This window comes from Xanthobacter cornucopiae, from assembly GCF_043195065.2.
In the GTDB taxonomy this organism is placed as follows: Bacteria; Pseudomonadota; Alphaproteobacteria; order Rhizobiales; family Xanthobacteraceae; genus Xanthobacter.
In genome coordinates, this window is sequence record NZ_CM195531.1 from 4,099,963 (window position 1) to 4,118,520 (window position 18,558).

Consider the following 18,558-nt stretch of genomic DNA (forward strand, 5'->3'; position numbering starts at 1 on the left):
CGACCAGCCCAGCCGGGATTGCGCAAGCCGCGCGACGTGCAAAATGAGGTGTCATGTCATTCTCTCACGATGGCGGTTGAAGGCATGCGCAACGCCCACGGCGGGGCGTTGCTGCGATGAGGACATCTCGGGCGTGAACGCCGCCACGGGGCGGCCGAGGATGCGATCGACGATGCGGCGGCACGCCTGCCCGTCGCCGTAGGGATTGACGCGATTGGCGAAGCGCGCATAGGCGCCGGGGTCGTCCAGCAGGGCGGCGGCGGCGGCGACGACGGCCTCGCGCCGGGTGCCCACCAGCTGCACCGTCCCGGCGTCCACCGCCTCCGGCCGCTCGGTGACGTCGCGCATCACCAGCACCGGCTTGCCAAGGGCAGGCGCCTCCTCCTGCACGCCGCCGGAATCGGTCAGCACGAGGTGGGCGCGCTGCATCAGGCGCTGGAACGGCAGATAGTCGAGGGGCGCCACCAGATGGACGTTCGGCCGGCCCGACAGGGCCTCGTGCACCGGCCCGCGCACATTGGGGTTGAGGTGGACCGGGTAGACGATCTCCACGTCCGGGCGTCGCGACAGGTCGGCCAATGCATTGCAGATATTGAGGAAGCCCTGGCCGAAATTCTCACGGCGATGGCCGGTGACCAGGATGATGCGCTTGTCGGGATCGAGCCCGGCGAATGGCCGGTCGAGCTCGGCGGCAAGGCCGGGGTCGGCAGCGATGCGGGCCTGGGTGGCCTGAAGCGCGTCGATCACGGTGTTGCCGGTGACGAGGATCTCGCCTTCCAGCCGCTCGCCCTCCAGATTGGCGCAGGCGCGGCCGGTGGGGGCGAACAGCAGGTCGCTGACCACGTCCACCACCCGGCGGTTCATCTCCTCCGGGAATGGCTGGTCGAGGTGATAGGTGCGCAGGCCCGCTTCCACATGGCCCACCGGAATACGGCGATGGAAGGCGGCCAGAGCGGCGGCCATGGCGGTGGTGGTGTCGCCGTGCACCAGCACGCGGTCGGGCTTCACCTCCTCCAGCACCGGATCGAGGGCGGCCAGGGCGCCGGCCGCCAGGCCGTTGAGGCCCTGGTTCAGGGCCATCAGCTTGAGGTCGAAATCGGGATGGATGTCGAACAGCCGAAGCACCTGGTCCAGCATCTCCCGATGCTGGCCGGTGACGCAGACAAGCGACGTCAGCTCCCCCTCGCGGGCGAGAGCCTTGACCAGGGGCGCCATCTTGATCGCCTCGGGTCGCGTGCCGAATACGGACAGAATTCTCAAAGCACCCGCCACCGCTGATTCGAGCAGCCGCACGACCTGCTACAGCCAAGCTGTCAAGGCCTGAACGTCCATCATCCTGTGTGTCGCCAAAACCACGCGGACGCAAGCAAAGCCTGAATCTATGCCTAATTTTCCACTATACCCGAATACCGTGAGGCGCATCACTCATGCACCCTCGCACAGCGGGAACTGTGGCTTGATTAAGGGCATCCGGCCCAAATCCCTAAAGTGCCATTAAGGAATATCAAAGGTTTACGCCACGGCACGCCGCCCCGACGGGGGGCGGGGGGCGCCGCGTCCGCGCGGGTGGCTTCGCGCTTCACATCCCCGATAGCCGGGGCGGCATCAGCCGCGCGGCGAGGGCGCGGTTTGGGGCGGCGGGGGCTCCCGTTCGGTCCGCTCGGCGCCGATGGCGGCTTTCACCAGGGCCTCGGCATCGGCGCCGCCCCAGGCCGCCGGGCCTGCGAGGAAGCCGAGTTCGCAGCCGTCGCGGTCCACCAGCAGGGTCGTCGGCAGGCCGAAGCCGCGCCCCACCGCGCGCAGCGCCTGGAAGCTCTGGCCCTTGGGATCGGCGAAGTTGCGCAGCCGGCTGACGCCGATGTCACGCAGGAACGCGACCGGCTTGTCGGGATCGCGGGTATCGAGATTGATGGCCACCACCTGGAAGTCGGGCCCGCCGAGGCGCGCCTCGAGATGATCCAGCTCCGGCATCTCCTTGCGGCAGGGCACGCACCAGGTGGCCCACAGGTTGACCAGCAGCACCCGCCCGCGGAAATCGGCGAGGCTGACCGCCCGGCCTTCCGGATCGGTGAAGGACAGCGGCGGCAGCGCCTTCGGCGTGGTGGTGAGCTTGAGGGCGGCGATGTCGCCGGTGGCGTACGGCTCCAGGGCGCGGGCGCGGCCGGCGGCGGCAGCGCAGGCGGCGGCACCGGCGGCGGTCTGGGGGGCGGGCGCGGAGGGGGCCTCGACCGCGGGTCCGCTCGCGGTTTCCCGAACCGGAACATTGCCGGGGAGGCGGTTCATCCCGTATAGGGCGAGCGCGCCCGCCGCGGCGCCCGCCACCACCGCCAGGGCGACCACGACGGGACGGCGGAGCAGGGACGCGCGCGGGGCGCGGGTGTCCGTTCCCGGGCCGGCCTCGGTGTCGGTCTTCGGGCGCGCCTGTTCGGAATTGGTCATCACCGGAGGTCCGTCATGAGCAACAAGATGTGGGGCGGGCGGTTCACCTCCGCTCCCGATGCCATCATGGAGGAGATTAACGCCTCCATCGGCTTCGACCAGCGTCTTTACGCACAGGACATCGCCGGCTCCAAGGCCCACGCGGCCATGCTCGCCGCCCGCGGGATCGTGGCGGCCGACGATGCGCGGAAGATCGCCGAGGGTCTAGACACGATCCTGTCAGAGATCGAGGCCGGCAATTTCACCTTCCGGCGCGAGCTGGAAGACATTCATATGAACGTCGAGTCGCGGCTCGCCGAGCTGATCGGCGCCTCCGCCGGGCGGCTGCACACCGCCCGCTCGCGCAACGACCAGGTGGCCACCGACTTCCGCCTCTACGTGCGCGACACCGTCGACGCCCTCGACGCCCAGCTCGCCGACCTGCAGAAGGCCCTGGCCGAGAAGGCCCTGGCCCACGCCGACACGGTCATGCCCGGCTTCACCCACCTGCAGACCGCCCAGCCGGTGACCTTCGGCCACCATCTCATGGCCTATGTGGAGATGACCGGCCGCGACCGCAGCCGCCTGCGCGATGCCCGCGCCCGCCTCAATGAGTGCCCGCTGGGCTCGGCGGCGCTGGCCGGCACCTCCTTCCCCATCGACCGCGAGGCCACCGCCGCGGCGCTGGGCTTCTCCCGGCCCACCGCCAATTCCCTCGACGCCGTGTCGGATCGCGATTTCGTGATGGAGGTTCTGGCCGCCGCCTCCATCTGCGCGGTGCACCTGTCGCGGTTCGCGGAAGAGGTGGTGATCTGGACCTCGCCGTCGTTCGGCCTCATCAAGCTGTCCGACAAGTTCACCACCGGCTCCTCCATCATGCCGCAGAAGCGCAACCCGGATGCGGCCGAGCTGGTGCGGGCCAAGGCCGGGCGCATCATCGGCGCCCTCACCGGCATCCTGGTGGTGATGAAGGGCCTGCCGCTGGCCTATGCCAAGGACATGCAGGAGGACAAGGAAGGCGCGTTCGACGCCCTCTCCGCCCTGTCCCTGGTCATCGCCGCCAGCGCCGGCATGGTGCGCGACCTGACCCCCGACGCGGCGCGCATGAAGGCGGCGGCGGGCCAGGGCTATTCCACCGCCACCGACCTCGCCGACTGGCTGGTGCGGGCGCTCAACATCCCGTTCCGGGAGGCGCACCACATCACCGGCCGCATCGTCGGCATCGCCTCGGACCAGGGCATCGCCCTCGACGCGGTCCGGCTGGCCGACATGCAGGCGGTGGACGGGCGCATTACCGACGACGTTTATTCGGTGCTGACGGTGGACTGCTCGGTAAACAGCCGCGTCAGCTATGGCGGCACCGCCCCGAGCCAGGTCCGCGCCCAGGCCGAGCGCTGGCTGAAGCTGCTGAACGGCGAGTGAGCGGGCGCGGATTCACGTGAAACAGCCCGGCGCGCACGGGCTCCGGGCAAGGAAAGGGCGGCGAGACATGGTTTCGCCGCCTGGGTTTTCCATGTGGGATTGAGCCTGCCCGATCCGCCGGGCGGCAGGGCGAGCCCGGCGTCCGGGCCGGGGCATCGCCGCAGTGAAGGCTATTTCTTTGCGCCGGAGGCGTCGAACTGGGCCAGGAAGGCGATCAGGTCGGCGCGCTCCTCGTCGTTCTTCACGCCGGCGAAGGCCATCTTGCCCTTGGGCGCCAGCACCTTGGGGTTGGTGATGTAGTTGTCCAGGGTGGCGAGGTCCCACACCTTGCCGGCGGCGGCCCCGTCCTTGATGTCCTGGGAGTAGGGATAACCCTCGAAGTGGGCCCACTTGGCGCCGACGATGCCGTTGAGCGGCGGCCCCACCTTGGTCTTCGCGTCCGGCCCGATGGCATGGCAGGCCATGCACTTCTTGAACACGTTCGCGCCCTTCTCGGCATTGCCGGTAATGGCGCCCGCCTCAGTCTTGGCCGGCTCGCCCTCGGCATGGGCGACACCCATGGCCAGCAGCAGGGCGAGGGCGCTGGTGGTCAGAACTTTCATACCGCATCCTCCCTTGGGCCGGCTTCGAGGCCGGCTCGCGTTGCGTCTGCCGCAGCCTCACTGCAGCAGCAGAATTTCCCCCTCGCCCCCCACCAGGCGGTTCCCGGCGAGCCGCTGGGCCCGGCCGCTGAGGCCGCCGCCGAACAGGGCCGCCAATTCCGGCACCCGCCGCGCCAGCAGCAGCAGGGCGACCAGGTCGTGGCTGCCGGTATCGACAAAGCCCGGCTCCAGCGCCTGGGGGGGCTGGGCCAACAGCAGCGTGCCCCGCCGCATGCCGCGTCCCGCGTCCGGCCCGAGCGGGCCGGCAATGGCGACGGTGCCGGCGATGAGGTCGGTGGCGGCATCCGCCCCCGCCGCTCCGCCCACCAGGATCAGCCCGCCGCGCAGCCGCTCGCCGAGGCCGGGGCCGACGCTGCCGGTGATGCTGACGAGGCCGCCGCGCATGCCCAGGCGTTCGCCCGGCAGGGCGCTGCCGATGCGCGCGCCGGCGGTGCCGGACACCTCGATCCGCCCGCCTGCAAGGCCGGCGGCAAGGCCGTCGCCGGCCTCGCCCCGCACCACCAGCCGGCCCCCGGCCATGCGGGCCCCGGCGAAGGCGCCCACTGGGCCTTCCACCAGGATCTCGCCGGCGGCAAGGTCGGCGCCGACGAAATCGAGGCGCGGATCGCCGCTGACCACCAGCGCCGCGGAGGCGGCTTCCGCCACCTCGAACACCTCGCCGAGGGCGACGCGCTGGTTGCCCAGGAACACATCCTTGCGCGCCACCGCCTCGGCGCCGAGGCCGGCCAGGGCGGCAGGGGTGATGCCGGAGAAATCGAGTCGCGCGGGCAGCGCCGCCCGCAGCTTCAGACGATAGCCGCTCATGCCTCACCCCCGGCCGGCGCCATCAGGGCGCGGAGCTTGAAATGGAAGGGCCCGAGATTGCCGCCGTAATTGCCGGCGTCCACGGCGACGACGCCGGCCTCGGCGCCCAGCTCGCACACGGCGGTGATGCCGGCCTTCATGCTCGCGGCCACCTCCCGCTCGCCGAGCCCGTCGATGACGATCTCCATGACGCTGCCCACTTCCGGCGGCAGGGCGGAGGGCACCACCCCGCGCAGGGTCGGGCAATAGGCGTCGTTGCTGGAGGCGATCAGGGCCGCATACTTGGAGCCCACCTTGGAGCCGGAGCGCACCACCCCGCCGGGAAACGGCAGCACCGCCCCCTCGACCCGGCCCATGGCGTCCACCGCCGCCTCCGAGGCCGCCAGGGCGGCGGCGCGGGTGCGGGCGAGAATGAGGAAGTTGCCGCCGCCCACCGCCGATGTCACCGATCCGGTGATCTCGTCGCAGACGAATTCGCCTTCCATCACCGGCACCCGCCAGATGCGCCGGTCGCCGATCTTCTTGGACAGCTGGTGACCGTCGCCGAAATAGCGCAGCGCGCGGCCGATGGCGATGGCCGGGCCGCCCTCCAGCCCGGCATAGCAGGCCGAAGTTGGCGCGGTGAGCACGCATTGCCCGACCCGCAGTGGCACCACCTTCTTCAGGTCCTTCAAGGACATGGCGAAGATCAGCACGGCCACGCCGGGGCGCCCGTCCGGGGTTTCGCTCGCCGGCAGCTCGCGTTCGATGGCGGCCTCGCAGCCGCAGCCGATGACCGAGGTGGCGAAGCCTGTCATGCTGGTGGCGGCCGTCACCGCCCAGCGCGGCGTGTCGGCGGTGATGATGAGGCGGGTGCCCGCCATGGGAAAGGCTTCCGCGAAGCTGTCGCGGATCTCGACGCCGTTGAGGATCATGGCGTGGTCTCCACCAGCTCGGGGCCCTGGCCGTCGCGGATTTCCGTGTCGGCGATCTGGTAGTGCTTGGATTTCAGGCCCACCGCCTCGTCGAACCAGCGCTCGAGGCGCTTGTCCATGAGCGGGTCGGATGGGGGATGGACGGCGAAGGTGCGGCCGGCCTTGAGCGCCACCACCTTGCCGTCGCGCACCACCACGTCGCCGTCCTTCAGCACCAGGCGGGGCGCGGCGAACATGGCCTCGCGGTCGGCCTGCTCCACATAGAGCACCACGTCGGCCCGGGCGCCGGCGCCGAGATGGCCGCGGTCCTTGAGGCCGAGGGTGCGGGCGGGAGCGGCGCGGGTCACCACCGAGATTTCCTCCAGCGTGTATTCGCGGGAGATTTCGGCGAGCCGCGTGTGCGCCCGTGCCGCCTTGTGGATGCGCTCCAGGTGGGAATCGCGGAACGGCTTGTCCATCAGCAGGCGGATGAGGTGCGGATAGGAGGTGAACGGGCCGCCATTGGGATGGTCGGTGGTGAGGTAGACCCGCCACGGGTCATCCACCAGCAGGAACAGTTCCAGGCCGATGGCCCATTGCAGGGCGTTGACGAAGGAGGTGTCGCGATAGTTGAACGGCACCACGCCGCAGGCCGCGTCCAGCTCGATATCCATGCCGATCCACTTCTTGGGGTCGGCGATGTTGTGGTTGCGGTATTGCGACATGAGGTCGGCCGAGGCGGTCACCGTCTGGCCGAACATGATCTGCCCCACATCGATGGAAATGTGCGGGTTGGCGTTCACCGCCTCGGCGATTTCGGCGGCGCCGGAGGAGAACCGCCGGTCCCCTTCCGTGCCGTAGGAATGGAACTGGATGTGGGTGAGGTGCAGCGGCCAGCCCTCGGTGGCGCCGATGGTGGCGAGGGTGGTCTTCACATTGCCCGGGACGCCGAGATTGCAGCCGTGCAGGTGGATGGGATGGGGCACGCCCAGTTCCGTCACCGCCCGTTGCAGGGTGTTGAGGATGCGCCGCGGGCTCAGGTCGTAGTGCGGGCCGGCCTCGTCCAGGTCCAGCGCCCGGCCGTTGAACTTGAAGGCGTTGATGCCGCCGGGATTGACGATCTTGATGGCACAGCACTGGGTGGCCTTGAGCATCCAGGCCACGTAGTCGTTCACCGCCTGCTGGCCCTCGCCATTGGCGATCAGGTTGAGCAGGAAGTCGTCATTGCCCAGCACCAGGAAGCCGCCGGTGTCGAGGTTCGGGATGTCGGCCATTTCCAGGTGGGCGTGGCGGGCGTTGGCACCCACCACCGCCGGCTCGAAGGCGGCGGTGTAGCCCATTTCCGAATAGCGACAGCCGGTGGCGTGGGTGGTGGGCGCCGCGCGTCCGCCGCCGCAGCCGCAGAAGGCGCCGCCGAACGGCTCGGGAAACCGGGCGCGGTCGTCGTTCATGAGCAGGCGGCCGAGGTTCACCTTGCCGCCGGCGATGTGGGTGTGCAGGTCGATGCCGCCAGCCAGCACCACGCAGCCGGAGGCGTCGATGACCTCCTCGCCGGCCTTGGCCGGGCCTTCGGCGGCAACGATGCGGCCGTCGTCGATGACGATGTCGCGGATGACGTCCACGATGCCGTTGGCGGGGTCGAACACCCGCCCGCCGGTGATGCGCGTGGTCATGCCACCCTCCTGAGGCTTTCGAGAATGGCGCGGGTGGCCTGGGCGAGGCTCGGCAGCTCCGCCGGCCGCAGCGCCGTCAGCGGCAGGCACACCACCGCATCCATGCGGAACACATGGCCGTCGTGGTCCACGCCCGGCGTGCCGACGGGAATGAACACGTCCGGCTCGCGGGGGAAGACGGTGTCGGGATGGGCGAGGGCGATCACCGGCCCGCGCGTGAACGCCGGCGGCGGGTCGGGGCGGAAGCTGCTGGTGTGCAGCACCAGGTCGGCGTCGCCGAGGGCTGCGGCCGTGGCGTAGAGCTCCGGCACGTGCCGCGCGGCGCCGCCGCCCACCGCCGTGCGCAGCGGGTAGCCGAAGCGCCACAGCGCCACCTGGTGGGCACCGGTGATGTTGTCGCGCCCGCCGAGGGGAAACACCGCGGCGCGGGTGGTCACGCTCAGCACGTCCACGGCGGAGGCGGCGGCCTCGGCGACGCTGGCGCCATCGCGCGGGCCGAGGCTGGCGGCGTTCCACACGAACACCGCGTAGCGGGCCGCCTTCAGGGCCTCGGCGAGCCCCGCCAGGGCGTCGCCCGTCGCGCCCTCAAGCGCGGGGATGCCGCTTACGGCGCGGCCGGACAGGCGGGCGACGAGGGCCTGGGCGGCCACGGCGACGTCGGTCGCGGCGACCGGGATCTGGATCACCTCATGGCCGGCGAGCGCCCGGCGGGCGCCCTCCGACAGGGCGTCGCCGATGACCACCACCCGGCGCGGACCGGTGACGAAGCGCGGTGCCGCGTCTCCATCCGCCCCGCCGGCCGGAAGCGTGCGCTCGAAGAAGCGGTGGAAGCTGAGCTCGGGATCGGCGCCGAGCACCACCATGAGGTCGCAGCGGTTGCGCAGTTCCGCCAAAGTGGAGGCGATCCAGCCGCGCCGGGCCAGCCGCTCCAGATTGGCGAACAGGCCGTCGGAGGCGGCATGGTCGAAGCTGGCGCCGGCGGTCATGGCGAGATCGAACAGGCCGCGCAGGCCTTCGAGATCGGCGCCGAGCCCCGTGAAGGCCGCGGCCCGGCTGGCGCGGAGCAGGTCGGCGGCGGCCGCCGCCGCCTCGTCCAGGCCGGCGTTCTGGCCGCCGATGCGGGGCGCGGGCGGCGGGCGGTCGGCCCGTGCCAGCAGCCGGCCGGCTTCGCCGCAGGCGTTCACCGGGCGAAGGGTTCGCCCATGGACGGCGACTTGAAGATCGTCACAGCCGAGTCCGCAGAATGCGCAGACCACGTCCGTCACGATGCGTTCCGCACCGTCGCGGGCCACGTCGTCACTTGTCATGATGTCACCGTGGGAGCAGCGCGTCGGGACCCGGGCGGCGCACCGGAAGGGCGGCACCGGTCCTGCTTGGAGGCGCAGGGCATGAAGATGCTTTACGAGCGTAGGGGCACTTTGCGGCCATGGCACTGCCTTGGATGGGAGGTAAGGACCCGATCAAGACGCCGCGGCGGTTGCCCGCTTGTCGTTGCAGTGCGCTTCGGGGTGTCATTCCACTTGGGGAACTGTCCCGTGCGCCTTGCGTCTGTTCTTTGAGTCGGAAGCTAACACAGGCGATGGCGGCTTGAAACCCACCACCTGTGCGGCACCTGCGAGCAGATGTTGTGCGCCGCCGCACGGCTTTTCTCTCACTTGAAGCAGCGCACTTCGGCTTCCGCCTGGGCCCGCTTCAGGTCGGCGACGATGTCGTCGTACATCTTCACGTTCTTGAACACGGAGGCGGCCCGTCCCACCCCCTGGCGCATGGAGAGGATGGTTTCCGCCTCCACGTAGCGGTCGTAGGGAAAGATGGAGGCCAGGGTGTCCACCGAGCAGGAGCAGCGGGTCATGGCGTCCCGGGTCTGGCCGTTGGCGCCCATGCAGCCGATCACGTAGTCCACCCGCGCGCTGGTGGGATAATCGCTCACGTCCTGCGCCAGGGCCGGCGGGGCGAGCGCCAGGGCGAGCGCCAGGGCGGCGCCCTCAAGTGCCTTGCGGATCATAGGTCAGGGACTCCTCCCATAAGCGGCCGTCCTTGACGTCGGCCGTGATGGTCATGCGCACGATGGCGCCGGGCAGCTCGGGGGCCACCTCGAACCCGTAGGTCAGGGTGTCGAGGCCGCGCATGCGCTTGGCATTGGCGTCGCCGGCGAACGGCGTCACCTTGATCCGCCAGCCCTTGTAGGTGCGGCCGGCGATCATGAAATGGGCCGGCGTCACCTCGGCCCGGTCGCGCAGGGCGGCGCGGATGGCGCTCTTGAAGTAGCGGGGATTGCCCAGCAGCTTGGCCGACAGGTCGCTCAGGTGGTTTTCAAGGAACAGGATCAGCGCCGGATTGCCAGTGACGTCCTCGAACGGCCCGGCCGCCCGATGGCGCTCGGCGCTGAAGAAATTCACCTTCACGGTGCGCGCTCCGGCTGGCGCGCCGGGGCTGGGCGGCTCCACCTCCAGGGTCAGTGTGTCGTCGAACGAGGGCCCAAGCTCGGGGTCCGACACCTTGCGGCTGTAGCGATAGGTGAGGGTGCGGCCGACCGCTGCAGCGTCGAGCTGCGGGGTCTCGAACAGCAGGGTGGCGGCGGAGGGGGCGGCCGGCGCCGCCGCAGGGGCCTGCGGGTCGGCCGGCGCTGCCGGCGGCGCCTCGGCTTGGGCCGGGCCGGCGCCGGCCAAGCCGAAAAGCGCCGGCCCGGCGATGGTGGAGGCGAGCAGCAGCGACAGGGTGCGGCGGCGGGAAACGAGTACGGTCACAGGTGCGCCTCCGCCTCGCGCGGGGCCGGGGCGCCGCCGATGGTGCGATAGATGTAGTCGGGGGCGGCGCCGGTCGCTTCCGTTGTGGCCAGCGCCTCCATGCGGGCATGGAAGGGGGATTTCGAGCAGGCGGGATCGGTGGCCGCGGCATCGCCCAGCAGCGCCATGGCCTGGCAGCGGCACCCGCCGAAGTCCATGTCGCGCCGCTCGCAGCTCTGGCACGGCTCGGGCATCCAGCCGGTGCCGCGATAGGCATTGAAGGCCGGATTGTGCCGCCAGATGTCGCCCAGCGCGTGGTCGGTGACGTTCCAGAACTCGAGGCCGGGAATGCTCTCCGCCGCGTGGCAGGGCAGCACCCGGCCGGTGGGGGTCACGTTCAGGGTGCGCCGCCCCCAGCCGCCGGTGCAGGGCTTGGGATAGCGGGCGTAATAGTCCGGGATCACCATGTCGATGACCAGCACCCCTTCCAGCCGCTCGCGCGCCGCCGCCACCAGGGCGATGGAATGGTCGACATCGGGGCGGGCCGGCATCAGGGCGGCGCGGTTGGCGTAGGCCCAGCCGTAATACTGGGTGTGCGCCACCTCCAGCCGCTTGGCCTTGAGCGCCACCGCAAGGGCGATGATGTCCTCCACCTCATGGATGTTGCCGCGATGGATCACGGCGTTGAGGGTCAGCGGCAGGCCCAGGTCCACCACCCGGCGGGCGAAGTCGAGCTTGGCGGCGTGGCCCCCGGCATAGCCGCCGATGCGGTCGGCGGTGGCGGCGCTGGCGCCCTGGACCGACAGTTGCACATGATCGAGGCCGGCGGCGTACAGGGCGTCGATCATCCGCTCCGCGCGGCCGATGCCGGAGGTGATGAGATTGGTGTAGAGGCCTTCCTTCGCGCAATGGGCGGTCAGCTCCACCAGGTCGGCGCGGGCGGTGGGCTCGCCGCCGGACAGATGCACATGCAGCACGCCGAGGGCTGCCGCCTCGCTCAGCACCCGCATCCAGGTGGCGGTGTCGAGCTCGCGGTCGCGCCGCTCCAGCTCCAGCGGGTTGGAGCAATAGGGACAGCGCAGCGGGCAGCGGTGGGTCAGCTCCGCCAGCAGCCCGATGGGGTGGCCGACGCCCGGCGGCGCTGAGCGGCCGGGATGCGGCGCGGCGGGGCCGGCGGAGGTGCCCGGGCTCACGGTCGTCATCGTTCGATCACCCGGCGGGCGACGAGATCGCCGATCATGGCCAGCACGTCGCCGGCGATGACATCGCGCTGCTCGTCATATTGAGCGGCGAGCATGTCCACGATCTCGCCGCAGGTGCGCTGGCCATCCACCAGCGCCAGCACGGCGGCGGCGATGGCGTCGATGTCGAACGCCCGCTCCGGGGCGAGCAGCACATGGCGTTCGCGCACCGCGTCATACTTCAGCTTCACCCCGCGCGGCAGGCGCGGCACGTCGGCTTCGGCGGCGATCATGTGGCCGCCAGCCCCGCACCCGGAACCCAGGCCCCCGGCGCCGGCCAGCCCGGCTCCACATAAGCGAAATAGAGCGCGTCGAGCTGGGCCCACAGCACCTCGGTCTTGAACGTGAGGGCGCGGATGACGCCGCGCTGCTGGTCCACCGTGCGCGCATGCCGCTTCACATAGTCCAGCGCGAAATCGGCGTCCTTGGGGGCCTGGTCGAGGCGGCGGCGGAAATAGGCGACCACGGTCTCGTTGATGAAGTCGTAATTGGCCAGCATGCCGGAGATGCGCTCGGCATGGATGCCCGGCGCGAACAGCTCGGTGAGGGAGGAGGCGACCGCCTCCAGCAACGTGTTCTCGGCCACGAAGCGCACATAGGCTTCCACCGCGAACCTGGTGGCCGGCAGGGCGCCGGCCTTGGAGACCACATAGGCGCGGTCCAGCCCGAGCCCGTCGGTGAGCACCAGCCAGCGCTCGATGCCGCCGGAATCTTCGCCGTATCCGTCGTGGTCGGTGATGCGGTGCAGCCATTCGCGGCGCAACTCGCGGTCGTCGCACCGGGCCATCAGCGCCGCATCCTTGCGGGGAATGGCGGACTGGTAGCAGTAGCGGTTCAGCGCCCAGGCCCGCACCTGCTCGCGATTGAGCTGGCCGGAATGCAGCAGCTTATGGAAGGGGTGCAGGTTGTGGTAGCGCCGGGCGCCGATCTCACGCAGCGCCGCTTCCAGGCCCTCGGGCGTGAACGGGGTGTCGGTGGGCGCCGGGAGCGGCTCGCGATTGATGTCGAGGTGCACGGTCACAGCGCAAACTCCATGCCGTCGCGGGCGACGATCCACCCCGCGGCCTCCACCGTCCGGCGCTCGCTCGAATCCTCGATGAGCGCAGGATTGGTGTTGTTGATGTGGATGAACACCCGGCGCGCGGCAGGCACGTCGGCCAGCAGCGCCACGGTGCCGTCGGCGCCGGACATGGACAGGTGGCCCATGCGGGCGCCGGTCTTCACGCCGGTTCCGGCGGCGACCATCTCGTCGTCCCGGTAGAGGGTGCCGTCGAACAGCAGCAGGTCGGCTCCGGCGATGCGGGCGCGGACCGTCTCGGTGATGGCGGCGCAGCCGGGAATATAGACGATGCGCCGGCCGTTGCCGGAGAGGGTGACGCCCACCGTGCCGCCGGTCTCGGCGCCGATCCCGAGATACTCGCCCTGGCGCGGGTCCTCCTGCCACAGCGGCACCTTGCCGGGCACCGCGAACATCTCCAGCGTCAGGCCCGGCAGCGGCGCGAACGCCTCGCCCAAGGCCACCGTGCGGCGGGGCACCAGCGCCGGGTTCACCACGCCGAACACCGGATTGGCGTTCACCATGGCCAGCGTCTCGGCGGTGCCGAACAGGGTGAAGGGCTGCGATTCCCGGAGCGTCAGCAGGCCGGCGATGTGGTCCACGTCGCCATTGGTCACGACCACGGCGGAGATCGGCGAATGCCGCTCCCCGAGCCGGGGATGCAGGGCCCGGGTGGCGGCGATCTGCGCCCGCAGATCCGGCGAAGCGTTCAGCAACAGCCAGTTGACGCCGTCGCTGGACACCGCCAGCGACGATTGGGTGCGGGGCGTGACCCGGGGATCGCCGGCCCAGGCGAGGCTGCAGACCGGGCACCGGCAATTCCACTGCGGAACGCCGCCTCCGGCCGCGGAGCCGAGAACGATGGCTTGCATGATGAAGGGTGATGCCCTGGCTGCGCCTGCGCGTCCGCCCTTGGATGCGCACGCCGATCAGACCGGCGGCTCCGGCCAGCGCCGGCGCCGATGGGGTTTTGTCAGGCGCCGCGGGGGCCCGGCCTGGAACGGCTTCGACCCGCAAGGCCGCCGTTCGCGTTCACACGCCGCCTTGCTTCAGACGCCGTGGCGGCTGGCGCGCCAGCCGCGACACCATTCAAAGGCCGGCGCGCATGCCGCGCCGGCCTTTGACATCAGAAGTCGGCCGGCAGATAGGCGGTCACTTCCATGCCGACGCACACTTCGCAGACCTGGGGCTTGTGCCAACGCATGTTGCTTCCTCCTCGTATTGCGGTTCAGATTTTCATAAGAAAATCATAAGAACCAAGCTGTAATGATGTTTCACTACAGTGGCTTCAAATATTGTCACGCGATATGGATCGCGCAAGAGGAAAATTTGGAAGCTCCGTCGGGTAAATTTTCGCGGGCACTGCGAAATACATTTTGCGGCAGCGCACAAATCAAGCCGGCGTGGGGCCGGCGCCGGAGAGATCCAGCATGAAGCCTCGGCCGCGCACGGTCGCCACCTGCGGCCCGCCGGCCCGGCTCACCGGCGTCAGCTTGCCGCGTAGATAGCCCACATAGACATCCACCACATTCAGCGAAGCGCCGCCCTGGCTGGCCCAGAGGCGATCGAAGATGTCGCCGCGCGCGACCGGCCGGTTGGGGGTGGCCATCAGCAGCGCCAGAAGCTCGGTCTCGCGCTCGGTCAACCGCACATGGATTTCGCCGAACAGCACCTGCCGGGTGGCGAGGTCCAGCACCAGCCGCCCGGCGGTGAGGCGCTTGTCCCCCGCGCCGCCGAGCCGGTGCATGAGATGGGCCCGCAGGCGCGCCACCAGCTCGCCGAACTCGAACGGCTTGACGATGTAGTCGTCGGCGCCGGCGCCCAGGCCCTCGGCGCGGTCGGCCACCTCGTCCTTGGCGCTGAGGAACAGGATCGGCCCGGAATGGCCGGCGGTGCGCAGGGCGCGGCACACGTCGATGCCGGAGCCGTCCGGCAGCATGATGTCGAGCACCACGGCACAGGGATTGTAGGCGCGCGCGGTTTCCAGGGCGGCATCGGCGCTGGTCGCCACCTGCACGTCGAAGCCCTCGGCGGCCAGCCCCCGGCTCAGCATGGCGCCGATATCGATGTCGTCCTCCACCACCAGGATGTTCATGGCATTGCTCCTTGCTCCGCGCCTCCGCGTCCGGTTCCGGCGTCGGGCCGCCCGCCCTCCTGCGCCGCGTCGGCCGAAGGCAGCGTGATCGCGACGCGAAGGCCCGCGCCGTCGGTATTGCTGTCCAGTGTGATCCGTCCGCCGTGCTGCGTCACCACCCATTCCGCCAGCGCCAGGCCGAGCCCGAAGCCCGAGGGGGCGCTGCCGGCGCCGCGCGCGAAGCGCCGGAACAGGCCGGCCCGGTCCCCGGGCGGAATGCCGCGTCCATCGTCCTCCACGGCAATGCAGATTCCCTCCGCCACGCCCTGAGCCGTGTCTTGCGCCGCATTTCGCGCCGCGCCCTCCTGCCGGACCGTGACGCGGCGGAGCGGCGCGCCGTGGCGCAAAGCGTTGTCGATCAGGCCCTCCACCACCTGCCGCAGCCACTCCCGGTCGGCATGCACCAGCGGCCCCGGCTCGGCCGCCTCCAGCGTCAACGCCACCCCCTGGCGCTGGGCCACGGTGGCGAAGCTCGCCACCGCCTCGGCCAGCAGCGGCCGCAGCGCCACGTCCTGGAACACCAGCTCGATCTCCCCGCTTTCCGAGCGGGCGATGCGCAGCAGGTCCTCGACCCGCCGGTGCAGGCCGCTCGCCCGCTTGCGGATGGTGGCGAGCACGGTGCGGGTGAGCGCCTCCGGGATGGCCGGCGCGCGCTGGGTCACGTCGCATTCGCCGATGATGACCGTAAGCGGGGTGCGCAGTTCATGGCTCACATCGGCGAAGAAGCGCCGGCGGGACGCATCGATGGCGGCGAGGCGCGTGTTGGCGGCGGTAAGGTCGGCGGTGCGCGCGGCGATGGTGTCTTCCAGCCCGGCGCGGTCCGCCGCCACCCGGCGGGCGCGGCGGGCCAGCCGCTCGGCCATGCGGTTGAACTTGGCCATCAGCAGGCCCAGCTCGTCACGCGGGCCGATGGGCAGGCGGGTGTCGAGCACGCCGGAGCCGATGGCGGCGGCGGCCTTGTCGATCCGCCGCAACCGCTCCAGCAGGGGCCGGGCCAGCGCCCGGTGCAGCACCAGCGCCGCCACCAGCAGCAGGGCGGCGGCGGCGATCGCCCCGGACCGCAGCCGGGCGGACAGCGCGCTGGCCTCGGCGCGGGCCTGGGTCACGGCGCGGCGGTCGCTTTCCACCAGCACCGAGAGAATGGGGCCGGCGCCGGCCGCGAAGGCATTGAGGGCGCCGCGCACCGCGTCGCCGCGCCGGATCGTGTCGGGATCGGCGATGGCCCGGCCGATCTGCCGGTCCAGCAGCGCGAAGTCGGCCTTCAGGTGGGCCATGAGGCGGGCCCGTCCGGGACTGGCCGGCTCGCCCTCCTGGGCGGGGGAGGCCACCATGTCCAGTACCGCGACGACACGGTCGCGGGCATCGGCCATGGGCTGGCGATCGGCGGTGGGGTGGTCGGCGTCGGCCACCGCCGCGATGCCGAATTCGGACAGGCGGGCCGAGGCCTCGGTGAGCAGGTCCAGCCGCTTCTGCGCGGCGATGGCGGCTTCCAGGGCATGATCGGTGGCGCCCACTGCCAGCACCACGCCCGCCGCCGCCAGCACCGCGAACACGGCGACGGCGGCGGTGAGGGCGCCGAGCTTGAAACGGATGGACCCCATGGGATGTCTGCGCGGCTCCGCTGCGCCAGCGCTGCGCGGCGACATCGGGCGACGTCGCCGGGGCGGGCGGGGCCGGCAGCGTGGGAGCCGCGCCCGCCGGCGTCAAGCCGGCCGGGCGCCGCGCGGGCCGCCGCTCAGGCCTGGCCGGAGGTGGCGAGCTTCTGGGCTTCCGCCTGCATGCGCTGCTGGTAGAGCGCGGCGAAGTCCACCGGGTCGATCATCAGGGGCGGGAAGCCGCCGTTGCGCACCGCATCGGCGATGATCTGGCGGGCGAACGGGAACAGGATGCGCGGGCATTCGATGAGAACCACCGGCTGCAGGCTCTGCTCGGGAATGCCCTGGACCCGGAAGATGCCGGCATAGGTGAGCTCGAACGCGAACAGGGTCTCGCCGCTGACCTTGGCGCCGCCCTCGATCTTGAGCTCCACCTCGAAGTCGCCATTGCCGCCGGGCTTGGCATTGACCTGGATCTGGATGTTCACGTCGGGCTGGCTGGGAGGGGCGGCGAGCGAGCGCGGCGCGTTGGGATTCTCGAACGAGAAATCCTTGGTGTACTGCGCGAGCACGTTCAGCGACGGCGCCGGATTCGGGGTGGGGCCGCCATTCTGCGTCGCCATGCGCATCTCCTAAGTTGAAAGTCTTTGAGTAAAGTGAGCCCGAGGGCGCGCGGTCCGCTACCATGCTTTGCCGCCGCCGTGCAAGATTGCGGGCGTCGCGGGTAGCGGCGGCGCCGGCCCATGGAGGAGTTGCCGATGACGGAAGAGACCCGACAGGAGCGCGCGGACATCGCGGCCGAGGCGCCCGGCAAGCCGCTGAGCGCCGCCGCCCGCCGCGCCCTGGCCGAGGCCGAGGCCCGCCGCGCCGCCGCCGATGCCGCGCAGCAGGCCCGCCCGAAGGAGATCAACGGCCGCGCCGGACCCGAGCCGGTGCGCTACGGCGATTGGGAGGTGGGCGGCATCGCCAGCGACTTTTGAGCGGCGGCGACGCGCCCGGCGCAAAAAAAAACTGGCGTGCACGCCCCGGCGCGGCGTCTTGCTGGCTTCATGCGGGTCGAGTAGGCTCCGCCCGCTATCCGGTGAACCGGCTCGGCGGAAAGCCGGGCGCTGAAGCAAGGGTAAGCGGCAGGCGACCGCTATCCGCCAGGTCCGGGAGCGGTCGTCCCCGGTCGGGTGTCGTCGGGATTGGGCCGGAAACGTTCCGGTCACCCGCGCCATCCGGCGAAATTTCTGGGAGGACGAAACCAATGGCCAAGATCGACAAGGTTCTGGTGGGCGAGGCTCTGGTGGGCGACGGCAACGAGGTGGCGCATATCGACCTCCTCATCGGGCCGCGCGGCAGCGCCGCCGAGGCCGCGTTCTGCAACAGCCTGACCAACAACAAGGACGGCTTCACCTCGCTGCTCGCGGTGATCGCGCCCAACCTGGCGTGCAAGCCCAACACGGTGATGTTCAACAAGGTGACCATCAAGGACGCGCGCCAGGCGGTGCAGATGTTCGGCCCGGCCCAGCACGGCGTGGCCAAGGCGGTGCAGGATTCGGTGGCCGAAGGCGTCATCCCGCTGGAGGAAGCCGACGACCTCTACATCGCGGTCGGCGTGTTCATCCACTGGGAAGCCGCCGACGACGCCAAGATCCAGTCCTACAATTACGAGGCGACCAAGCTCGCCATCGCCCGCGCCGTCGCCGGTACCCCCACCGCCAAGGAAGCCACCGAGCAGCGCGACGCCGTCAAGCATCCCTTCCAGGCGTAGGAGCGGAACCACCCTGGGCAGAGCCTCCCCGCGCCCATGCCGAAGGGGCTGCTCCAGCGGTTGGCCACGATCTTCCTGGGGCGCTGATCGCGTCCCGAAGCGCCGATCCCATGGATGTCGAGATGCCGCCGGCCACAGCGCCGGCGGCATTTTTGCGCCCGAAAGGGCCGTCCGGGG

General features: G+C 70.7%; 20 protein-coding genes. 3 read left to right on the forward strand and 17 right to left on the reverse strand.

What is annotated here, in order from left to right; genetic code table 11:
* Positions 1-51: 51 nt before the first annotated feature.
* Complete coding sequence (gene wecB / locus V5F53_RS18000) at positions 52-1,215, reverse strand: non-hydrolyzing UDP-N-acetylglucosamine 2-epimerase (protein WP_509212565.1); 1,164 nt, start codon at positions 1,213-1,215, stop codon at positions 52-54.
* 390 nt (positions 1,216-1,605) lie between these two features.
* Positions 1,606-2,439 (reverse strand): thiol:disulfide interchange protein TlpA, encoded by an 834-nt coding sequence (gene tlpA / locus V5F53_RS18005; protein WP_393996021.1) that lies wholly within the window; start codon positions 2,437-2,439, stop codon positions 1,606-1,608.
* 15 nt (positions 2,440-2,454) lie between these two features.
* Between tlpA and argH the strand changes: the two genes are divergently transcribed.
* A complete protein-coding gene (argH, locus tag V5F53_RS18010) occupies positions 2,455-3,840 on the forward strand; it encodes an argininosuccinate lyase (protein ID WP_393996020.1) in 1,386 nt (461 codons plus the stop codon).
* Between the two features lie 170 nt (positions 3,841-4,010).
* Here the strand turns inward: argH and V5F53_RS18015 are convergent, their stop codons facing one another.
* The 15 genes from V5F53_RS18015 to secB form a co-directional block, all read right to left on the reverse strand.
* Positions 4,011-4,442 carry a c-type cytochrome gene (locus tag V5F53_RS18015; RefSeq protein WP_393996019.1) on the reverse strand — a complete coding sequence of 144 codons (432 nt, stop codon included), beginning with the start codon at positions 4,440-4,442 and terminating at the stop codon, positions 4,011-4,013.
* Positions 4,443-4,499: 57 nt separating this feature from the next.
* On the reverse strand, positions 4,500-5,306 hold the full coding sequence (locus V5F53_RS18020; RefSeq protein ID WP_393996018.1) for a formylmethanofuran dehydrogenase subunit C: 807 nt from the start codon (positions 5,304-5,306) through the stop codon (positions 4,500-4,502).
* Entirely contained in the window at positions 5,303-6,220 is a 918-nt protein-coding gene (gene fhcD, locus V5F53_RS18025) for a formylmethanofuran--tetrahydromethanopterin N-formyltransferase (protein ID WP_393996017.1), read from the reverse strand. Before fhcD ends, V5F53_RS18020 begins: the two co-directional genes overlap by 4 nt.
* Positions 6,217-7,872: a formylmethanofuran dehydrogenase subunit A gene (locus V5F53_RS18030; RefSeq protein ID WP_393996016.1), complete on the reverse strand. Its 1,656-nt coding sequence runs from the start codon at positions 7,870-7,872 to the stop codon at positions 6,217-6,219. The genes fhcD and V5F53_RS18030 overlap by 4 nt, the downstream gene beginning before the upstream one ends.
* Complete coding sequence (locus V5F53_RS18035) at positions 7,869-9,179, reverse strand: formylmethanofuran dehydrogenase (protein ID WP_393996015.1); 1,311 nt, start codon at positions 9,177-9,179, stop codon at positions 7,869-7,871. Before V5F53_RS18035 ends, V5F53_RS18030 begins: the two co-directional genes overlap by 4 nt.
* A gap of 344 nt (positions 9,180-9,523) precedes the next feature.
* Complete coding sequence (locus V5F53_RS18040) at positions 9,524-9,877, reverse strand: hypothetical protein (protein WP_393996014.1); 354 nt, start codon at positions 9,875-9,877, stop codon at positions 9,524-9,526.
* Positions 9,858-10,619 (reverse strand): hypothetical protein, encoded by a 762-nt coding sequence (locus tag V5F53_RS18045; protein ID WP_393996013.1) that lies wholly within the window; start codon positions 10,617-10,619, stop codon positions 9,858-9,860. Before V5F53_RS18045 ends, V5F53_RS18040 begins: the two co-directional genes overlap by 20 nt.
* Positions 10,616-11,800 carry a pyrroloquinoline quinone biosynthesis protein PqqE gene (gene pqqE / locus V5F53_RS18050; RefSeq protein WP_393996012.1) on the reverse strand — a complete coding sequence of 395 codons (1,185 nt, stop codon included), beginning with the start codon at positions 11,798-11,800 and terminating at the stop codon, positions 10,616-10,618. Before pqqE ends, V5F53_RS18045 begins: the two co-directional genes overlap by 4 nt.
* Positions 11,797-12,072: a pyrroloquinoline quinone biosynthesis peptide chaperone PqqD gene (gene pqqD, locus V5F53_RS18055; RefSeq protein WP_393996011.1), complete on the reverse strand. Its 276-nt coding sequence runs from the start codon at positions 12,070-12,072 to the stop codon at positions 11,797-11,799. The genes pqqE and pqqD overlap by 4 nt, the downstream gene beginning before the upstream one ends.
* Positions 12,069-12,854 (reverse strand): pyrroloquinoline-quinone synthase PqqC, encoded by a 786-nt coding sequence (gene pqqC / locus V5F53_RS18060; protein WP_393996264.1) that lies wholly within the window; start codon positions 12,852-12,854, stop codon positions 12,069-12,071. The genes pqqD and pqqC overlap by 4 nt, the downstream gene beginning before the upstream one ends.
* A gap of 2 nt (positions 12,855-12,856) precedes the next feature.
* Positions 12,857-13,768, reverse strand: a complete 912-nt coding sequence (gene pqqB, locus V5F53_RS18065; protein ID WP_393996010.1) for a pyrroloquinoline quinone biosynthesis protein PqqB — start codon at positions 13,766-13,768, stop codon at positions 12,857-12,859.
* Positions 13,769-14,022: 254 nt separating this feature from the next.
* Positions 14,023-14,100 carry a pyrroloquinoline quinone precursor peptide PqqA gene (gene pqqA / locus V5F53_RS18070; RefSeq protein WP_393996263.1) on the reverse strand — a complete coding sequence of 26 codons (78 nt, stop codon included), beginning with the start codon at positions 14,098-14,100 and terminating at the stop codon, positions 14,023-14,025.
* 189 nt (positions 14,101-14,289) lie between these two features.
* On the reverse strand, positions 14,290-14,991 hold the full coding sequence (locus V5F53_RS18075; RefSeq protein ID WP_393996009.1) for a response regulator transcription factor: 702 nt from the start codon (positions 14,989-14,991) through the stop codon (positions 14,290-14,292).
* The gene (locus V5F53_RS18080) at positions 14,988-16,631 is read right to left on the reverse strand and encodes a HAMP domain-containing sensor histidine kinase (RefSeq protein ID WP_393996008.1); all 1,644 of its coding nucleotides are present in this window, start codon (positions 16,629-16,631) and stop codon (positions 14,988-14,990) included. The genes V5F53_RS18075 and V5F53_RS18080 overlap by 4 nt, the downstream gene beginning before the upstream one ends.
* 134 nt (positions 16,632-16,765) lie before the next feature.
* Entirely contained in the window at positions 16,766-17,248 is a 483-nt protein-coding gene (secB, locus tag V5F53_RS18085; protein WP_393996007.1) for a protein-export chaperone SecB, read from the reverse strand.
* A gap of 135 nt (positions 17,249-17,383) precedes the next feature.
* Between secB and V5F53_RS18090 the strand changes: the two genes are divergently transcribed.
* Complete coding sequence (locus tag V5F53_RS18090) at positions 17,384-17,605, forward strand: DUF1674 domain-containing protein (RefSeq protein WP_393996006.1); 222 nt, start codon at positions 17,384-17,386, stop codon at positions 17,603-17,605.
* A 269-nt stretch (positions 17,606-17,874) separates the two neighbouring features.
* Positions 17,875-18,381 carry a formaldehyde-activating enzyme gene (gene fae / locus V5F53_RS18095; protein WP_393996005.1) on the forward strand — a complete coding sequence of 169 codons (507 nt, stop codon included), beginning with the start codon at positions 17,875-17,877 and terminating at the stop codon, positions 18,379-18,381.
* Positions 18,382-18,558 lie beyond the last annotated feature (177 nt).

Bases quoted from the DNA above. Each gene is read 5' to 3' on its own strand.
- wecB (WP_509212565.1), bottom strand. From the start codon at position 1,215: ATGGCGCCCCTGGTCAAGGCTCTCGCCCGCGAGGGGGAGCTGACGTCG.
- tlpA (WP_393996021.1), bottom strand. From the start codon at position 2,439: ATGACCAATTCCGAACAGGCGCGCCCGAAGACCGACACCGAGGCCGGC.
- argH (WP_393996020.1), top strand. From the start codon at position 2,455: ATGAGCAACAAGATGTGGGGCGGGCGGTTCACCTCCGCTCCCGATGCC.
- V5F53_RS18015 (WP_393996019.1), bottom strand. From the start codon at position 4,442: ATGAAAGTTCTGACCACCAGCGCCCTCGCCCTGCTGCTGGCCATGGGT.
- V5F53_RS18020 (WP_393996018.1), bottom strand. From the start codon at position 5,306: ATGAGCGGCTATCGTCTGAAGCTGCGGGCGGCGCTGCCCGCGCGACTC.
- fhcD (WP_393996017.1), bottom strand. From the start codon at position 6,220: ATGATCCTCAACGGCGTCGAGATCCGCGACAGCTTCGCGGAAGCCTTT.
- V5F53_RS18030 (WP_393996016.1), bottom strand. From the start codon at position 7,872: ATGACCACGCGCATCACCGGCGGGCGGGTGTTCGACCCCGCCAACGGC.
- V5F53_RS18035 (WP_393996015.1), bottom strand. From the start codon at position 9,179: ATGACAAGTGACGACGTGGCCCGCGACGGTGCGGAACGCATCGTGACG.
- V5F53_RS18040 (WP_393996014.1), bottom strand. From the start codon at position 9,877: ATGATCCGCAAGGCACTTGAGGGCGCCGCCCTGGCGCTCGCCCTGGCG.
- pqqE (WP_393996012.1), bottom strand. From the start codon at position 11,800: ATGACGACCGTGAGCCCGGGCACCTCCGCCGGCCCCGCCGCGCCGCAT.
- pqqD (WP_393996011.1), bottom strand. From the start codon at position 12,072: ATGATCGCCGCCGAAGCCGACGTGCCGCGCCTGCCGCGCGGGGTGAAG.
- pqqB (WP_393996010.1), bottom strand. From the start codon at position 13,768: ATGCAAGCCATCGTTCTCGGCTCCGCGGCCGGAGGCGGCGTTCCGCAG.
- pqqA (WP_393996263.1), bottom strand. From the start codon at position 14,100: ATGCGTTGGCACAAGCCCCAGGTCTGCGAAGTGTGCGTCGGCATGGAA.
- V5F53_RS18075 (WP_393996009.1), bottom strand. From the start codon at position 14,991: ATGAACATCCTGGTGGTGGAGGACGACATCGATATCGGCGCCATGCTG.
- V5F53_RS18080 (WP_393996008.1), bottom strand. From the start codon at position 16,631: ATGGGGTCCATCCGTTTCAAGCTCGGCGCCCTCACCGCCGCCGTCGCC.
- secB (WP_393996007.1), bottom strand. From the start codon at position 17,248: ATGGCGACGCAGAATGGCGGCCCCACCCCGAATCCGGCGCCGTCGCTG.
- V5F53_RS18090 (WP_393996006.1), top strand. From the start codon at position 17,384: ATGACGGAAGAGACCCGACAGGAGCGCGCGGACATCGCGGCCGAGGCG.
- fae (WP_393996005.1), top strand. From the start codon at position 17,875: ATGGCCAAGATCGACAAGGTTCTGGTGGGCGAGGCTCTGGTGGGCGAC.